This is a genomic window from Polyangium fumosum (genome assembly GCF_005144585.1).
Taxonomy (GTDB): Bacteria; Myxococcota_A; Polyangia; order Polyangiales; family Polyangiaceae; genus Polyangium; species Polyangium fumosum.
In genome coordinates, this window is sequence record NZ_SSMQ01000002.1 from 398,627 (window position 1) to 412,925 (window position 14,299).

The following is a 14,299-nucleotide window of genomic DNA, read 5'->3' on the forward strand; positions in this document are numbered from 1 at the left end:
CGCGAGCGGATCAGCCGTTCTTGCGATTGCGACGCCGCGAGGCCGAGATGCCCATCGCCGCGAGGCCGAGCGCGATGCCCGTCATGGCGAAGGGCGACTCGGCTTGTCCCGGCGACGCCGAGCAGCCGAGCCCGCTGGCCTCGCCCGAGCCCGCGCAATCCGCGCCGCCGAGCGTGATCGTGCACTCGCCCTGCGCCTGGGCCGAGACGTCGACCTGGAGGCCCTGCTCGAGCAGGGCGCTGATGCAGCCCTTCACGTCGGAGGCGAACACGTACTGATCGTTGCAGAAGAGCGCGCCCGTGGGCTCCTGGCACTGCACCCTGCAGCCGCCTTCGAGCTTCGCGTAGCAGGTGAGGTCGCAGTCCATGTTGATGTTCGCCGTGCACGCGCCCGTGCAGCACGTGTCGCAGTGCTCGATGCAGTTGCTCGGCTGCACCTGGCACTGGGTGCGGCAGCGGCTGGTGCAGCTCGCCTTCGCATCCGTCACGCAATCACGCTGCGGGTAGTTCGCCTGGCAATCCGCGATGAACGGCTGCTCGCATTCGTCGTGGCAGCCCTGGATGCAATCGAGCTTCGAGGGGTCGCACTCCGCGATGCAGCTCTCGCCGCAGTTGTTGGTGCACGACGTCGACGCCGACGCGGTGCATCCGCCCTCGCAGCCGGCGGTGAACCGCAGCGACGTGCAGTCGGCTTCGCAGCCGCCCTCGACGCGGATCTCGCAGCCGAGGCCGTTCTTGTTGAAATCGAATTTCCCGCACTCGGGAGGGGTCGTGATGGCGAGCGCCTGGGACGAGGCGAGGAGCAACGCCGGGAACGCGAGGACCGAAAGCACGAGCTTGCCAAAGTCAGCCATGGGGTCTCCTTCCGATGCGAAGGCAGAGGGTATCAGGGACCGTCTTGATCGAGGCCCACGCGATCACGTGGGCGGCCTCGTAAGACGGTCCTTCCCCAGGCTCGTTGCAGAGCTCGTCCGAGTCCGAATGTTGCTCCACACGCAGAAGGGGCCTTCCGACGCGGAAGATCCCCTTCGTTCGTGTGTCTCAGCCCGCGATGCGGGCGAGCTCGTCTTCGGAGACGTCGAAGTCAGCGTAGACGTTCTGCGTGTCGTCGTGATCGTCGAGCGTGTCGAAGAGGTTCAAGCAGAGCTCGGCGTCACGCCCCTCGACCTGCTTCTTGTTCTTCGGGACGTACGCAGGGCCGCTCGACTTCACCGCGATCTTCGCGTCCTCGAGCGCCTTCACGACGGGGTCCGTGAGCTCGACGCTGCACGTCACCTGCCACTCCTCGCCCTGGTCGGTGTAGTCGTCGGCGCCCGCGCCCACGGCGATCTCCATGAGCTGGTCCTCGGTCGCCGCTTCCTTCGCGAGCGTGATGAGGCCCTTGCGATCGAAGGCCCACGCCGCCGAGCCGCCCGAACTCATCTGGCCGTTGTGCTTCTCGAAGATCTTGCGGACCTCGGCGACGGTGCGGTTCTTGTTGTCCGTCATCACGTCGACGATGAAGAGCGTGCCGCCGGGGCCCGTGCCCTCGTAGACGATCTCCTCGTAGTTCACGCCCTCGATCTCGCCGGTGCCGCGCTGGATCGCCCGCTTGATCGTGTCGGCGGGCATCGCCTGGCTGCGCGCGTCCGTGACCGCCTTCCGCAGGCGCGGGTTGCCGTCGACGTTGCCCCCGCCCATGCGCGACGCGACGGTGATCTCCTTGATCAGCTTCGTGAAGAGCTTGCCGCGCTTCGCGTCGAGCGCGCCCTTCTTGCGCTTGATCGTGGCCCATTTGGAGTGGCCGCTCATGCCTTCACTACTCCTCGAAAGTGTGCGCCCCGGGCGCACCGCGCCGCAAAGCGCGCGGAAGGTAGCGAGGTGGCCCCTCGGAGGCAACCTCGGCCTGCGCTCCCCCGGGCGTTTTTCCGACCCGGAGGCGGCCAGCGCGGGCGGACCTCGCTTGCTTTCGGGGCCGCGGTGGCGCACGTTCTGCGCCCCAAACCAAGAGCTTTGTGCTGGCCGGGGCCTCGACCGAGAGGGCTCGGCCGGTGGACAGGGCCGAGCCCAACCGAGAGATCCGAGTCATGCCCGTCATCGAAGAGAAACCCCAGGACGAGAAGCTGTTTCGCATCCGCCACTCGCTCGCTCACGTCATGGCGCAGGCGGTCCAGACGCTCTACCCGGGGACGAAGCTCGGGTTCGGCCCGGCCATCGACGACGGCTTCTACTACGACTTCATCCTGCCGAAGACGTTGAGCGACACGGAGCTGCCCGCCATCGAGGCGAAGATGCGCGACATCATCGCGGCGGCGCAGACCTTCTCGCACGAGGACCTGCCCCTCGACGCGGCACTCGCGCGCATCGAGGGCCAGATGGGCGAGCCCTTCAAGGCCGAGTACGCGCGGGAGCTCGCGGACAAGAAGGGCCACCGCGAAATTAGTTTCTACGCAAACGGTGGCTTCGTCGACATGTGCGAAGGGCCGCACGTTTCGAGCACGAGCGACATCCCGGCGGACGCCTTCAAGCTGCACGCGCTGGCGGGCGCGTACTGGCGCGGCGACGAGCGCAACGCGATGATGACGCGGATCTACGGCTACGCGTTCAACACGAAGGCGGAGCTCGACGAGTACGTCGCGGCCGTGGAGCAGGCCAAGCAGCGGGATCACCGCAAGCTCGGGCAAGAGCTTCGCATCTACGCGATCCGCGACGAGATCGGCAAGGGCCTGCCGCTCTGGCTGCCGAACGGCGCGGCGATCCGGCACGAGCTCGAGAAGCTCGCGCACGAGATGGAGTTCCGCGCGGGCTACAAGAAGGTCGCGACGCCGCACATCACGAAGCGCGGCCTCTACGAGACCTCGGGGCACATCCCGCTCTACGAGGACGGCATGTACCCGCCGATGGTCCTCGAAGAGGAGGGGCGCGGCGCGGGCGGGCCCGAGGAGTCGTACTACCTCAAGCCGATGAACTGCCCGCACCACCACATGGTGTTCGCCTCGGAGAAACACTCGTACCGCGATCTGCCGCTGCGCTACACCGAGTACGGCTCGGTCTACCGCTTCGAGCGCGCGGGCGCGCTCCAGGGCCTCACCCGCGTGCGCGGCATGGCGATGAACGACGCGCACATCTACGTGACGCCCGAGCAGCTCAAGGAGGAGTTCCAGGCCGTCATGAAGCTCCACGAGCGGTACTACGCGCTGTTCGGATTGACGAACTACTTCATGCGTTTGTCGCTCTGGGACCCGGCGGATCCGAAGCGCGGAGCGAAGTACGTCGACGATCCGGAGAACTGGGCGCTCTCGGAGCGGCTCGTGACCGAGGCGCTGGAGGAGATGGGGGCGAACTACAAGCTCTCGCCCGGCGAGGCGGCGTTCTACGGGCCGAAGGTGGATTTCCAGTTCATCACGGTGACGGGCCGCGAGTTCACGCTCTCCACGAATCAGCTCGATTTCGCGGTCCCGGCGCGCTTCGGGCTCGCGTACACGGACAAGGACGGCAAGGAGAAGACGCCGTACTGCATCCACCGCGCGCCGATGGGCACGCACGAGCGCTTCATCGCGTTCCTCATCGAGCACTTCGGCGGCGCGTTCCCGACGTGGCTCGCGCCGGTGCAGGTCGTGATCATCCCCGTGAGCGACAAGTTCCTCGCGTACGGCAAGAAGATCGAGGCGCTGCTCCGCGAGGACCTCGTGCGCGTGGAGCTCGACACGAGCTCGGCCACGATGGGCAAGAAGATCCAGGAGGGCGCGACGCGGAAGGTGCCGATCCTGCTCGTCGTCGGCGGCAAGGAAGAGACGGAGCAGACGGTGACCGTGCGCAGGTACGGCATCAAGGAGCAGAAGGCGATGCCGCTCGCGGGCTTCGTCGAGATGCTGTCGCAGGAGATCAAAGAGCGGCGGCACGTGAAGTCGTGGTAATTTCCGGGGGGACTCGATGATCCCCCCGGCGCGCCTCGTTTCGTTCGTTCGAGAGGCGCCCTTCCTCGCGTTCGTCCTGCTCGCGCCCGTCGCCGGGTGTGTCCTCCTCACCGACGTCGACGAACGTCGAATCCCCAAAGATCACACGTCGTCCGCTTCGTCGTCCGGAAGCTCGTCCGCGTCGACCGGCGCGGGCGGCGCGGGCGGGCAAGGCGGCGCGGGCGGCGCGTTTTCGTGCACGAGCGACGCCGATTGTCCGGGGCTCGCCTCCGCGTGTGGCGAGCCCCGATGCTTCGAGGATGGTCGCTGCGGCTTCGACAACCAGCCGATCGGGGCGCCCTGCGACGAGGGCGGGGCAGCGTGTGACGGCAAGGGTCAGTGCGTGGAGTGCACGGCCGGCGTGCACTGCGCGAGCGGCAAGTGCGGGCCGGATCGAACGTGCATCCCGGCGACGTGCAGCGACGCGATCGAGAACGGCGACGAGACGGACATCGATTGCGGCGGATCGTGCGTCGCGAATTGCGGGCCGGGCGCGGGTTGCATCGCGGACGACGATTGCGTGGGTGGGCTCTGCGAGGCGGGCACGTGCGCGCCGACGTGCAAAGACGGAGCGACGAACGGCGAGGAGACGGGCGTGGATTGCGGCGGGCCGACGTGTCCCGCGTGTCCGCTCGGCGTGGCCTGCGAGATCGACGCGGATTGCGTTTCGGGGTTCTGCGAGGCCGGCGTCTGCGCGGCGATCCCGACCTGCTCGGACGGCGTGAAGAACGGGTCCGAGACGGACGTCGATTGCGGCGGGTCGGACTGCGTGAAATGCGGCGTGGGCGGGGCTTGCGAGGGTGGAATCGATTGCGAGAGCACGTCGTGCGTGGCCGGGGTGTGCGCGGGCCCCTCGTGTACGGACGGCGTGCGGAATGGGGACGAGACGGGGATCGATTGCGGCGTGGTTTGTCCGACCGGATGCGCGCCGGGCACGCCGTGCACGAACGGGCTCGATTGCGCGAGCAAGATCTGCGAGGGCCCGGCGGGCAGCGCCGTCTGCTCGACGCCCTCCTGCTTCGACGGCGAGCACAACGGCGACGAGACGAGCTACGACTGCGGCGGCTCGTGCGACGTGAAATGCCCGCCGTTCTACCCGTGCCTCGTCCACGCGGATTGCAAAGGCGGCGTGTGTGATCCCGTGAAGCTCACGTGCACGCCGACCTGCGCCGACGGCTACCAGAACGCCGGCGAGACGGACCCGGATTGCGGCGGCCCGTGCCCCAAGAGATGCCCCGAGGGCGGCCATTGCAACACGAGCATCGACTGCGTCCCGAATTTGAATTGCTTCCAGGGGCATTGCTTGCCATGAGGCGCCTCGGAGGCCTCGCCGCCCTCGCCGCCCTCGCCTTGCCTGCGGGCCCGGCGCTCGCGAATGGTCGATTTCCTTCGGCCGGGCACGTCGAGGTCGATCCGATGGATCCGGCGCACGTGGTCTTGCGGGCGACGTACGGGCTCGTCGTGAGCACGGACGGGGGCGCGCGCTGGTCGTGGGTGTGCGAGGAGGCGATGTCGTTCGCGGGGATCTGGGACCCGCCGATCGGCATCACCGCGGGCGGCGCGCTGCTCGTGGGGTTGCCCGATGGGCTCACCGTCTCGACGCCCGACGGCTGTGGATTTTCGCGGGTAGGCGCGCTCGAAGGAAAGCTCGTCATCGATCTCGCGGTGGACAAGAAAAACCCAGCCCGCGCCGTGGTGCTCACGTCCACGCCGCTCGGCGCGAGCTTTGATACGCGGCTCTTCTGGACCGAGGACGGCGGCGCGTCGTTCACGGACGCGGAGGCCGTTTTCCCGGACAATCTGCGCGGATGGACGGTCGATCTCACGCCGCAGCCTTCGATCGTCTACGTGAGCGGCGTGCTCGGCGGATCGATGCCGATGGGCGTCGTGCTTCGGTCCACGGACGGCGGAAAGACCCACGAAATCACGCCGGTGCCCGGGAGCGACGACACGCGCGGCCCCTTCATCGGCGCGGTGGATCCGGCGGACGCGGACCGGTTGTACGTGCGGCTCGACGGCGCCCCGGGGAGGTTGCTCCATTCGGCGGACGGCGCGAAGACGTGGGAGGAGCTTTTCGTCGGGGAAGGAGCGCTCTTGGGGTTTTCCCTGTCGCCCGACGGCAGCGCGCTCGTCGTGGGCGGCGAAAAGGATGGCATCTGGCGCTCGCCGGCGCCGGAATGGGCTTTCGAGCAGGTGTCTCGATTGCACGCGCGGTGTTTGCGCTGGGCGGAGCCGGGTGTGTACGCATGCACCGAGGAGGCGCTCGACGGCTTCTCCGTGGGTTTGTCCGTGACCGCGGGCTCGACGTTCGGCGTGGCCTCGCGCCTCGCCGATCTCTGCGGGCCGCTCCCCTGCCCCGCAGGCAGCACGACGCGCTCGTTTTGCGAGCCACGCTGGCCAATGTTGCAGACGATGCTGAATCCGGTGTCCTGTGACGGCGCAGGCGGCGCAGGCGGCGCAGGGCCGGTGGACGCTGGCGTGCCGCCCGGGGAAATCCCGGGAAAGGAGCCGCCGGGCGCCTGTGCCTGTGGCCTCGCGCGGGGGGTCCCGGGCGGCGAGGCGGGCGCTTTTTGGGCGGCCCTCGCCGCCTTCGGGCTCATCGGGGCGCGTCGCGCGCACCCCAAAGGATTTCGCTCGGGCGAGCCGAGAGGAAGGCGACCGTGAACTGTCCCAAATGCAAAGCGGTGATGGAGATCGTGGTGTTCGAGGACGTCGAGGTCGATCGCTGCACGGGCTGCAAAGGTCTCTGGTTCGACAGCCGCGAGAACGAGCGGCTCAAATCGATGCGTGGCTCCGAGATCATCGACTCGGGGGATCCGAAGACCGGGCGGAAAAACAACACAATCCCGTACGTGCGCTGTCCACGCGACGGAAACCCGCTCGTGCGAATGGTGGACCCGGCGCAGACGCACCTCTGGTACGAGACGTGCTCGACCTGCGGCGGCGCGTATTTCGACGCGGGTGAGTTCCGCGATTACAAGAACCTCACGGTGCTCGATTTCATCAAGGATCTGTTCGCGAAGCCGCGGGCTTGAGCCGCTGCGGGCGCCTCAGCGGTTGCGCCGTTCGTATCTATCGACGGGTCCGATAGGCGTCGAGCTCGGCCTTGCGCTCCCGACCGACCGCATCGAGCTTGTCCTGCCAGACCTTTTTGTAGGGCCGGAGCGTCTGCACGAGCTCGCGGGCGATGACCAGGTTGCGGTACCATTTCGAGTCCGCGGGCACGATCGTCCACGGGGCGCGCTTCGTCGCGGTGCGCGAGATGGCGTCCTCGTAGGCGTCGGTGTACTCGCCCCACTTCTCGCGCTCTTTCCAGTCGCCGGGGTTCAGCTTCCAGGCGGTGCGCGGGTCCTGCTCGCGCTCGACGAGGCGCTTTTTTTGCTCGTCCTTGCTGATGTGAAGGAAAAACTTCAGCACGATCGTGCCGTGCTCGCAGAGCAGCTCCTCGAAATCGCGGATGTGGCCGAATCGCTCGCCCCAGATGTCGCGAGGGACGAGGTCGTGGACGCGCACGACGAGCACGTCTTCGTAATGGGAGCGGTTGAAGATCGAGAACTCGCCCCTGCGCGGCGTGTGGCGGTGAATGCGCCAGAGGAAATCGTGCTCGCGCTCCTCCTCGGTGGGCACGCCGAACGAGGTGACGTGCACGCCGCGCGGATTGAGCAGGCCCACCACGTGCTTGATCGCGCCGTCCTTGCCCGCGGTGTCGCGGCCCTGAAGAACGACGAGCACCGAATGCGTGCGCGCGCCCCACAGGAGATCCTGGAGCTCGAACAGCTCCTCGCCGAGCTCCTCGAGCTCCCGCGCCGCCGCCTCGCGCGTCAACCCGCCGGGCGGCGACTCGCTAATCGCGCCGAGATTCACTTTCTCCCCGGTCTTGTCGAACGTGACGACGCCCACGCGCACTCTCCTTTCGAGGTCCCTTGGCCACGGGGCCCGCCCCGCGAACCGAGCAAACGCAAAGATTCGCCGCACGTCAAGCTTTATTCGTGTATCGTTGGTGCTCGCATGGTCAGCGCGAGCGGGACGGATCCGGCGGCACAAGTAGAGACGAAAGCTCCGCTGCTCGAACGGCTCGGGGTGCGTTATTTTCGCCGGCTCTCGGCGTCCTTGCCGCGCGTCGCTTCGGCCGACGCGGTGAGCGTACTGAACGCCGAGGAGCGACGTCACCTCTCGGTCGTGGTGCGCGGCGCCGTGATCCGCGCGAGCGTCGCGGGCGCGGTGAGCGCGGCGCTCGCGGCCGGCGCGGAGGTGCTCGCGGATCGGCTCTTCGGGGCCGAGCACGCGAGTTTCGATGTGGCCGCGCGATACTGGGCGCTCGTCGGCGGCGTGACGATCGTCGCGGCGGTGGCGGAGATCTTGTATCTTTATTGGGATTCGCTGCGCGCCGTGCATCAGCTCTCCCGCGCCGCGGGGCTCGATCCTTTCGCGACCGAGACGAGCGGCGATGGGGCGGCCGTGGCGGCGGCGCTCGCGCGCGCCGCGCTCGAATTGCCGAACCCGACGGAGCGCGTGTTCGGGGTCGATCCGCGGCGTGAGGCATCGAAATTCAAATTGGCGATCGCGTCGCTGCTCTACAAGGTGAAGGTGAGCGTCACCAATTTCGCGGTGAAGGTGCTCGTCCGTCGCCTGGCCGGCCGCGCGCTCGTGCGCACGTGGCTGCCTTTCGTCGCGGTGCCCGGCACGGCCGCGTGGAACGGGATCGTTTGCTGGGTCGTGCTGCGCGAGGCGAAGATCCGGGTGATGGGCCCCTCGGCCGCGCGCGAGCTCGTGGGGGCGATCTTCGATCAGGGAATCACGCCTTCGGCCGAGGGGCGCCTCGCGCTCGTGCGCGCCGTGGCGAGCTCGATCGTGCGCACGGAGGACTTGCACCCGAATCTGCACGCGGTGCTCGTCGAGGTCCTGCGGCGCGTGGACGATCCGTTGCCGGACGGGATCGACGATTCGCGGGTGTTCCTCGACATCCTTGCGCGCCTGCCGTCCGCGGAGCAACGAATGGCGCTGCAGGTCCTGCTCTCGGCGGCGATCATCGACGGACGCTTCACGAGCGCCGAGACGCGGCTGCTCCACGAGGCGCAAGCCGCCTGCGGGCGGACCCCGGACGTGCGTCCGGCGGAGCGGCTGCGGCGCGCATTCGTGGCCGGCACCGGGTCGCTCGACGAGCTGATTCGCACGCTCGTCTGAACGGTCACGCGAGCGTCAGCGAATTCAGCGCGGCGCCGGCAGCTTGCCGGTGACGACCCCGAGATCCACGAACGCGCGGTCGGTCATGACCACGAACGGACGCTCTTCGAGCCGGATGTCGCCATTTCCGTCGTGCTCGACGATCTGGAGTTTTCCCATGCCGTAGCCCATCGGGCCTTTCGAGTAATAATGGGCCTGGAGGCGATACGGGTAGGCCGCGGCGCGGCCTTCGATGGCGAAACACTCGGGGCCATACCCCGTGGTGACGTCGGCGAAGAGCTCGCCACCCGAGCGGAGCTTTCGGTGGCTGTAATAGGCGTGTCCGCGGCGACTGTCGCGAATATGGAAATCGACGTCGTTCGCGTCCGTCTCCCACGTGAGGACAAACCGGAGCGAGGGGCGCTTGGCGAGGGGGACGCCGATCTCGCGCAACGTCTTCTCCACCTCGGCGCGGCGCTCGGGTTTGGCGCGGAGGAGCGCAGCGGCGAGGATGCCGACGTCGTCGGCGAGGACGCGGCGCACGCCGGCGAAACGGCCGCTCGGATAACGACGCGCGAACGCCGCGGTGATGACCTCGAACGCCTCGGCGAACCTTCCGGCGCGGGCGAGCGCATACGCGAGGAGCCGGTGCCCGGAGGGATGATCGGGGCGCGACGCGACGGCCTTTTCGTAGGTGTCGACGACGAGGAAAGAGACGCCGTCGGCGCGATTGCCAATGCGCTCGAGCCGCGCGCCGGCAAACCTGCGGAGGTCGGCGCGGGACGGGAAGAGGTCGATGATCGAGCCGTAGGCGCGCGCGGCCTGGGGGAGGTCGCCGAGCCCTTCGAATGATTCGCCGAGCGCGACGAGCGCGAGCGCGTCGCCCGGCTCGGCCGTGCGCCACGCGGAGGCCAGGGAGAGCGCTTCGGCGTGTTTCTTCGCCTGGATCAGGCTCATGACGTCGGCGAATTTGCCCTCGTAGGGCAGGACGCCGGAGTCACCCTCGTCCTCGTCGTCCTCGAATTCGCTCGGCGGGCGGGGCGGCGGCGGCGGCGGCCTACGGTTCGGCGGCGGTCGCCAGGAAGTGCTCGGCGCGTCGTCGAAAGGATTGAGGATCGACTCGGCCTCGCTGCTGCGGGGGCGTGATGCGCCCGAGGCCGCGGTCGCGGCCGGTGCTGCCTTTGCGGCTGCGCGAGGCGTGCTCGCGGGGCGCGGGGACGGGGACGGCTCGGCATCGGCGGGCTCGGTTTTGGCCTCGCGCGCGAGCTCTTCCCGGGAAAGGGTCTCCGATTGCGGAGGAGGAGGCGGCGCCGCTGCCTCGGCCGCCGGGGCCGCCGCGGCTTGCGCGGCCGGGGCGCCGGTATCCTTCTTTTTGCTTTCTTTGTTTTCGCTCTCGTTTTTTTCCTGGGCGACCTTCGGGGGCTCGTCCGAGCCCGCGGCGACGGCCACGGGGCCACCTTTGCGGCTTTGCAGCTCGACGCCCGAACGGCCGACCACGAGGATGTCCGCGAGCGCGGTCCGGTCGATGCCGAACCGAGCGTAATCGTTCTCGGTCTCCAGGACGAGCAGCGCCGTGAGGTCGGAGAGCACCCGGAAGCGCGTCGAGAGCGAGACGATCTCGCGCCCGATCGCCGCGCGCCGGCCCTCGTCCGGGGCCGTCTCCCTTTCGAGGGAGAGGCGCTCGATTTTTGCCTGCGTCGCCGCGCGTTCGAGCAGCGGGCGCTCGGCGAACTCCGTCGCGACCTTCGTCCGCGCTGTGCCGGAAGGCCCCTGCACCTCGACCTCGAAGGGCGCGCTCGGCGGGATCTCCGCATACACGAGCGCCTCGTCGCCGGGCTGCACGGCGTCGAGTTTTTCCGGGTAAACCCATTTCGCGCCGGGGACGCGCACCTTGAGGCCCGAGACGGTGGCGCGGCCGAGGCGATCGGCGAGCGCGCGCGGGCTCTCCGCCGCGTCGAGGACCACGCCGTCCTGCGGGAACGTGCCCGTCGTGAGCCGGCGCAGGAGCGCCTCGTCGCGAATGCCGCCGGCCACGATGGCGTCGAGCCTGCGAATGCCTGCGTCCCGGAGTTTTCCGAGCTCGGTCGCGATCTCGCCGGGCGTCGTGGGCCCGGCCGTGGGAATGCCGTCCGTGAGGAGCAAGGCGCGCGTGAAGCGGCCGCCCTGCTTTTTGGCATACCCCGCCGCGCTCTCCAGCGCGAGCCCGAGGTCGGAGGCGCCGAGCGCCTTGCGCTGCAGGATCGTCTCGATCTCCTTGCGGCCAAACCCCTTTTTGGGCCCCATGTACACGGGTTCGAGCCCTTGATCGAAGCACGCGACGGCGATCGGCATGTCGCTGCCCGCCTCGTCCGGCAGCGCCGCGAGCAAGGCCGCGAGCCGCTCGGCCTGGGTGGAGAGGTCGAGCGCGCGCGAGGCGCTCGTGTCGAGCAGGACGAGCAGATCCCGGACCGGCTCGGGGCGATTCTCCGCGAGGGGCGTGACCCGCGCGACCGCGAGCTCCTCATGGCGCAGGCCGACGGCCGACGCTCCGCCCGCGCCGAGCGGGAGCACGAAATCACGGTCCGGCGCGAAATCGGCCTGCTTGAAGGCGTGCATGCGGCGCACGGGCTCGCCCTTGTCCCCGCGGCGGCGCTCGATGACGCGCATGTCGAATTTGCTGATGCGCGGCAAGCCCCGAAGATAGGCGCGGTAAGGATCGGCGCGCGAGGCGAGCGACTGCGAATAGGAGACGATGATCTCTTTTTCGCCCGAGGCAGGAATGGGGAAAACCCGCGCCTGGAAGCGATTTCCGGCCTGCTTTTCGAGCAGCGCCGGGTCGGCCCTGCGGTGGAGGAAATCCTCGTACGCGACGCGCGCCGCCTGGAGCTCGACGACCTCGCCCTCTTTCCAGCCGTCCGCGTTTTTCATGGCGAACCGGCTGATCGTGGCCCCGGGCGGCAGGACGAGCTCGAAGCGGCCCTCGATGGTGCGATCCTCGGGGTTCTTGAAGGTGAAATGGAGCTCGGTGAAGGCGAGCGGATCCTCGACGGCCGCCGCGACCTCGAGCGAGGTGATCACGAGGCCGACGCCGTCGGGTGAGGTGAGCGAGACGGGCGCCCCGCTGCGATCGCCCCCGGCGACCTCCAGGGTCTGCGTCGGCTGCTCCTCCCAGCGCACGGGGACGATCGGGAGGTCGCCCGCGGGGCCCCCATTCTTGTCGCCCGCGCCGCCGAACTCCGCGGACTGCGGGCCCGTGACGACCGTGGGTCCCGGGCCGCAGCTCGCGAGGGCCTGAGCGAGGACGAGGAGGGCGAGGCGGGAGAGGCGGCGGCGCAGGCGCATACGGTCGAGAGTACGCCGACCGCCGGGCGCCGCGAAAGGTGATCAGCTCGCCTTGACCGCGATTTGCCGAGGCTTCTGGGAGGACACCTTGGGCAGGCGGACCTTGAGGACGCCCTGGGCCACCTCGGCGGTGATCCCGTCGGCCACGATGCCTTGCGGGACCAGGAAGGTCCTCGAAAAATCCCCCGGGCGGCCCTCGACGGCGAGGGCGTTGCCCTCCGGCGCGCTCGCTCGCTTTCCCGCAATCGTGAGCTCGTTCTTGTCGAGGCGGACCGCGATGTCGCCGGGGCCGACGCCGGGCAGGTCGGCGACGATCAAGAGCTCGGTCTTGTTCTCGAAGATATCGACCGCGGGCGCCACGCCGCGCCGCGTCTCCGGCGCCTCGGTCTGATGGTCCCGCTCGTCACGGCTAATCTGCGCGTTCATGGCTGCTCTCTCCTTTTCCTTCCAGAATCGATTCACGACGCCGATTTCACAGAGATCTTCCGGGGCTGCGCCTCGGGCGACTTCGCCAGCGTGAGCGTGAGGACGCCGTCCTTCAGCACCGCGCTCGCCTTCTCGGTATCGACCTTGCAAGGCAAGGACACGCTGCGCGAGAACTTCACCGGGGCGCGCTCCCTCTTGTGGAGCGCATAACCCTCCGGGATGTCGGCCTTGCGCTCGCCCGAAAGCGTGAGCACGTCCTGATCGATCTCCAGCTTGATGTCCGATTCTTTCATTCCGGGAACATCCGCCGCGATCACCAGCGCTTCGCCCTTGTCGTACACCGAGAGGCGCGGCCACGTCGCGACCGTGCGCGACGAAAGCCCGGCCTCGAAGGGCTCGAAGAAGAAGGTCGATCGCGGCGAGGCACCCCCGCGCGGCTCGTACTCGTCGAAGAGCCGGTCCATTCTCCGGCGCAGCTCATCCATCGCAGCAAAGGTCCTGTTCACGTCACCGAATCGCATCAACATGGTCGCCTCCGTATGCCCTCGCAGGGCGTGGCTCTGCCCCCACGGGCCCCGAGGCGCCGCCGGCAGGGCAAACCATGCCCCGACCGCGAACGCGCGCTCGGTCCCGTCTCGTGCACTCATCCCCAAGCGCGGAGAACCGTTCTCGATTCTCTTCCGCCACCCGGGCTCCGACGACCTGCAATCTCTACATGGGTCGGCCGCTGTCAAGAGCCGCCCCCGCAACACACCCCCACCCCACCCACCACGGGCCCGCCCCCACCCCGTCCCCCGCGGCGCGACCGTATGAACACGAAACAAAGATTGACATCGGCGTCGAACCTTGTACAAAGAGTGTACAGCTTCAACGGGACGCGTGTTGCGCGGAGGATTCGGCGATGAGCTCCAAGGGAAAAGCTTCGAAGTTCGTCTCGGCGGCCGCGCTCGTGGCCGCGCTCGTGCCCGGGGTCTCCCTCGCGCTGCCCAAGGAAGGCGCCGAAGCCCCGAATGCGCGGGTGGAGGACGCCGACGGCCGCGCGCTGCAGATGAGCTCTCTCAAGGGCAAGCCGATCCTCATCGTATATGAAGACAAGGACTCCGCAGCGCAAAACCAGCCGCTTAAGGACGACCTGTCGAAGCTCGCCCAGGGCGACAAGTACAAGCAACAGATCGCGCTCGCCGCGGTCGCGGACGTGAGCGGCTACGACTGGTGGCCCGCGAAAGGCTTCGTGAAGGACGCGATCCGCGAGGAGTCGAAAAAGCAGAAGACCACGATTTACTGCGACTGGGACGGCTCGTTCGGAAAGGCCTACGGCATTCGCAAGGGCGTGAGCAACGTGATCCTCGTCGGCAAAGACGGGCGCGTGCTGTTCGCCGGCTCGGGCGCGCTCGGCACAGCCGATCGGAAGAAGCTCATCGAGCTGCTCGGCGCGCAGGTCGAAGGCTGACGCGC

At 68.5% G+C, this 14,299-nt stretch carries 12 protein-coding genes; 6 read left to right on the top strand and 6 right to left on the bottom strand.

The window, feature by feature from the left end; translation table 11 throughout:
* Positions 1-10 precede the first annotated feature (10 nt).
* Complete coding sequence (locus E8A74_RS03620; RefSeq protein WP_136927483.1) at positions 11-853, bottom strand: hypothetical protein; 843 nt, start codon at positions 851-853, stop codon at positions 11-13.
* A gap of 187 nt (positions 854-1,040) precedes the next feature.
* Positions 1,041-1,790 carry a YebC/PmpR family DNA-binding transcriptional regulator gene (locus E8A74_RS03625; protein WP_136927484.1) on the bottom strand — a complete coding sequence of 250 codons (750 nt, stop codon included), beginning with the start codon at positions 1,788-1,790 and terminating at the stop codon, positions 1,041-1,043.
* Positions 1,791-2,065: 275 nt separating this feature from the next.
* On the opposite strand from E8A74_RS03625, the gene thrS reads away from it, so the two are divergent.
* Genes thrS through E8A74_RS03645 form a run of 4 tightly spaced genes read left to right on the top strand, consistent with a single transcriptional unit; the run spans position 2,066 to position 6,969 of the window.
* A complete protein-coding gene (thrS, locus tag E8A74_RS03630) occupies positions 2,066-3,895 on the top strand; it encodes a threonine--tRNA ligase (protein WP_136927485.1) in 1,830 nt (609 codons plus the stop codon).
* Positions 3,896-3,911: 16 nt separating this feature from the next.
* Positions 3,912-5,246, top strand: coding sequence for a hypothetical protein (locus E8A74_RS03635; RefSeq protein ID WP_136927486.1), 1,335 nt, complete (start codon positions 3,912-3,914; stop codon positions 5,244-5,246).
* The gene (locus E8A74_RS03640) at positions 5,243-6,598 is read left to right on the top strand and encodes a WD40/YVTN/BNR-like repeat-containing protein (RefSeq protein ID WP_136927487.1); all 1,356 of its coding nucleotides are present in this window, start codon (positions 5,243-5,245) and stop codon (positions 6,596-6,598) included. Before E8A74_RS03635 ends, E8A74_RS03640 begins: the two co-directional genes overlap by 4 nt.
* Positions 6,595-6,969 (top strand): zf-TFIIB domain-containing protein, encoded by a 375-nt coding sequence (locus tag E8A74_RS03645; protein WP_136927488.1) that lies wholly within the window; start codon positions 6,595-6,597, stop codon positions 6,967-6,969. The genes E8A74_RS03640 and E8A74_RS03645 overlap by 4 nt, the downstream gene beginning before the upstream one ends.
* 37 nt (positions 6,970-7,006) lie before the next feature.
* On the opposite strand, the gene E8A74_RS54555 is transcribed toward E8A74_RS03645, so the two are convergent.
* Positions 7,007-7,834 (bottom strand): PPK2 family polyphosphate kinase, encoded by an 828-nt coding sequence (locus E8A74_RS54555; RefSeq protein WP_232379353.1) that lies wholly within the window; start codon positions 7,832-7,834, stop codon positions 7,007-7,009.
* Positions 7,835-7,942: 108 nt separating this feature from the next.
* Between E8A74_RS54555 and E8A74_RS03655 the strand changes: the two genes are divergently transcribed.
* Positions 7,943-9,118: an LBF_2804 family protein gene (locus E8A74_RS03655; protein ID WP_232379354.1), complete on the top strand. Its 1,176-nt coding sequence runs from the start codon at positions 7,943-7,945 to the stop codon at positions 9,116-9,118.
* A gap of 24 nt (positions 9,119-9,142) precedes the next feature.
* On the opposite strand, the gene E8A74_RS03660 is transcribed toward E8A74_RS03655, so the two are convergent.
* Genes E8A74_RS03660 through E8A74_RS03670 form a run of 3 tightly spaced genes read right to left on the bottom strand, consistent with a single transcriptional unit; the run spans position 9,143 to position 13,371 of the window.
* Positions 9,143-12,418, bottom strand: a complete 3,276-nt coding sequence (locus tag E8A74_RS03660) for a VIT domain-containing protein (RefSeq protein ID WP_136927491.1) — start codon at positions 12,416-12,418, stop codon at positions 9,143-9,145.
* A 42-nt stretch (positions 12,419-12,460) separates the two neighbouring features.
* On the bottom strand, positions 12,461-12,844 hold the full coding sequence (locus E8A74_RS03665; protein WP_136927492.1) for an Hsp20/alpha crystallin family protein: 384 nt from the start codon (positions 12,842-12,844) through the stop codon (positions 12,461-12,463).
* 32 nt (positions 12,845-12,876) lie between these two features.
* The gene (locus tag E8A74_RS03670; protein ID WP_136927493.1) at positions 12,877-13,371 is read right to left on the bottom strand and encodes an Hsp20/alpha crystallin family protein; all 495 of its coding nucleotides are present in this window, start codon (positions 13,369-13,371) and stop codon (positions 12,877-12,879) included.
* Between the two features lie 374 nt (positions 13,372-13,745).
* Between E8A74_RS03670 and E8A74_RS03675 the strand changes: the two genes are divergently transcribed.
* Entirely contained in the window at positions 13,746-14,294 is a 549-nt protein-coding gene (locus E8A74_RS03675; protein ID WP_136927494.1) for a YtfJ family protein, read from the top strand.
* Positions 14,295-14,299 lie beyond the last annotated feature (5 nt).

Excerpts from the sequence above, each read along its gene's own strand:
- E8A74_RS03620 (WP_136927483.1), bottom strand. The coding sequence starts at position 853 with ATGGCTGACTTTGGCAAGCTCGTGCTTTCGGTCCTCGCGTTCCCGGCG.
- E8A74_RS03625 (WP_136927484.1), bottom strand. The coding sequence starts at position 1,790 with ATGAGCGGCCACTCCAAATGGGCCACGATCAAGCGCAAGAAGGGCGCG.
- thrS (WP_136927485.1), top strand. The coding sequence starts at position 2,066 with ATGCCCGTCATCGAAGAGAAACCCCAGGACGAGAAGCTGTTTCGCATC.
- E8A74_RS03635 (WP_136927486.1), top strand. The coding sequence starts at position 3,912 with ATGATCCCCCCGGCGCGCCTCGTTTCGTTCGTTCGAGAGGCGCCCTTC.
- E8A74_RS03640 (WP_136927487.1), top strand. The coding sequence starts at position 5,243 with ATGAGGCGCCTCGGAGGCCTCGCCGCCCTCGCCGCCCTCGCCTTGCCT.
- E8A74_RS03655 (WP_232379354.1), top strand. The coding sequence starts at position 7,943 with ATGGTCAGCGCGAGCGGGACGGATCCGGCGGCACAAGTAGAGACGAAA.
- E8A74_RS03660 (WP_136927491.1), bottom strand. The coding sequence starts at position 12,418 with ATGCGCCTGCGCCGCCGCCTCTCCCGCCTCGCCCTCCTCGTCCTCGCT.
- E8A74_RS03665 (WP_136927492.1), bottom strand. The coding sequence starts at position 12,844 with ATGAACGCGCAGATTAGCCGTGACGAGCGGGACCATCAGACCGAGGCG.
- E8A74_RS03670 (WP_136927493.1), bottom strand. The coding sequence starts at position 13,371 with ATGTTGATGCGATTCGGTGACGTGAACAGGACCTTTGCTGCGATGGAT.
- E8A74_RS03675 (WP_136927494.1), top strand. The coding sequence starts at position 13,746 with ATGAGCTCCAAGGGAAAAGCTTCGAAGTTCGTCTCGGCGGCCGCGCTC.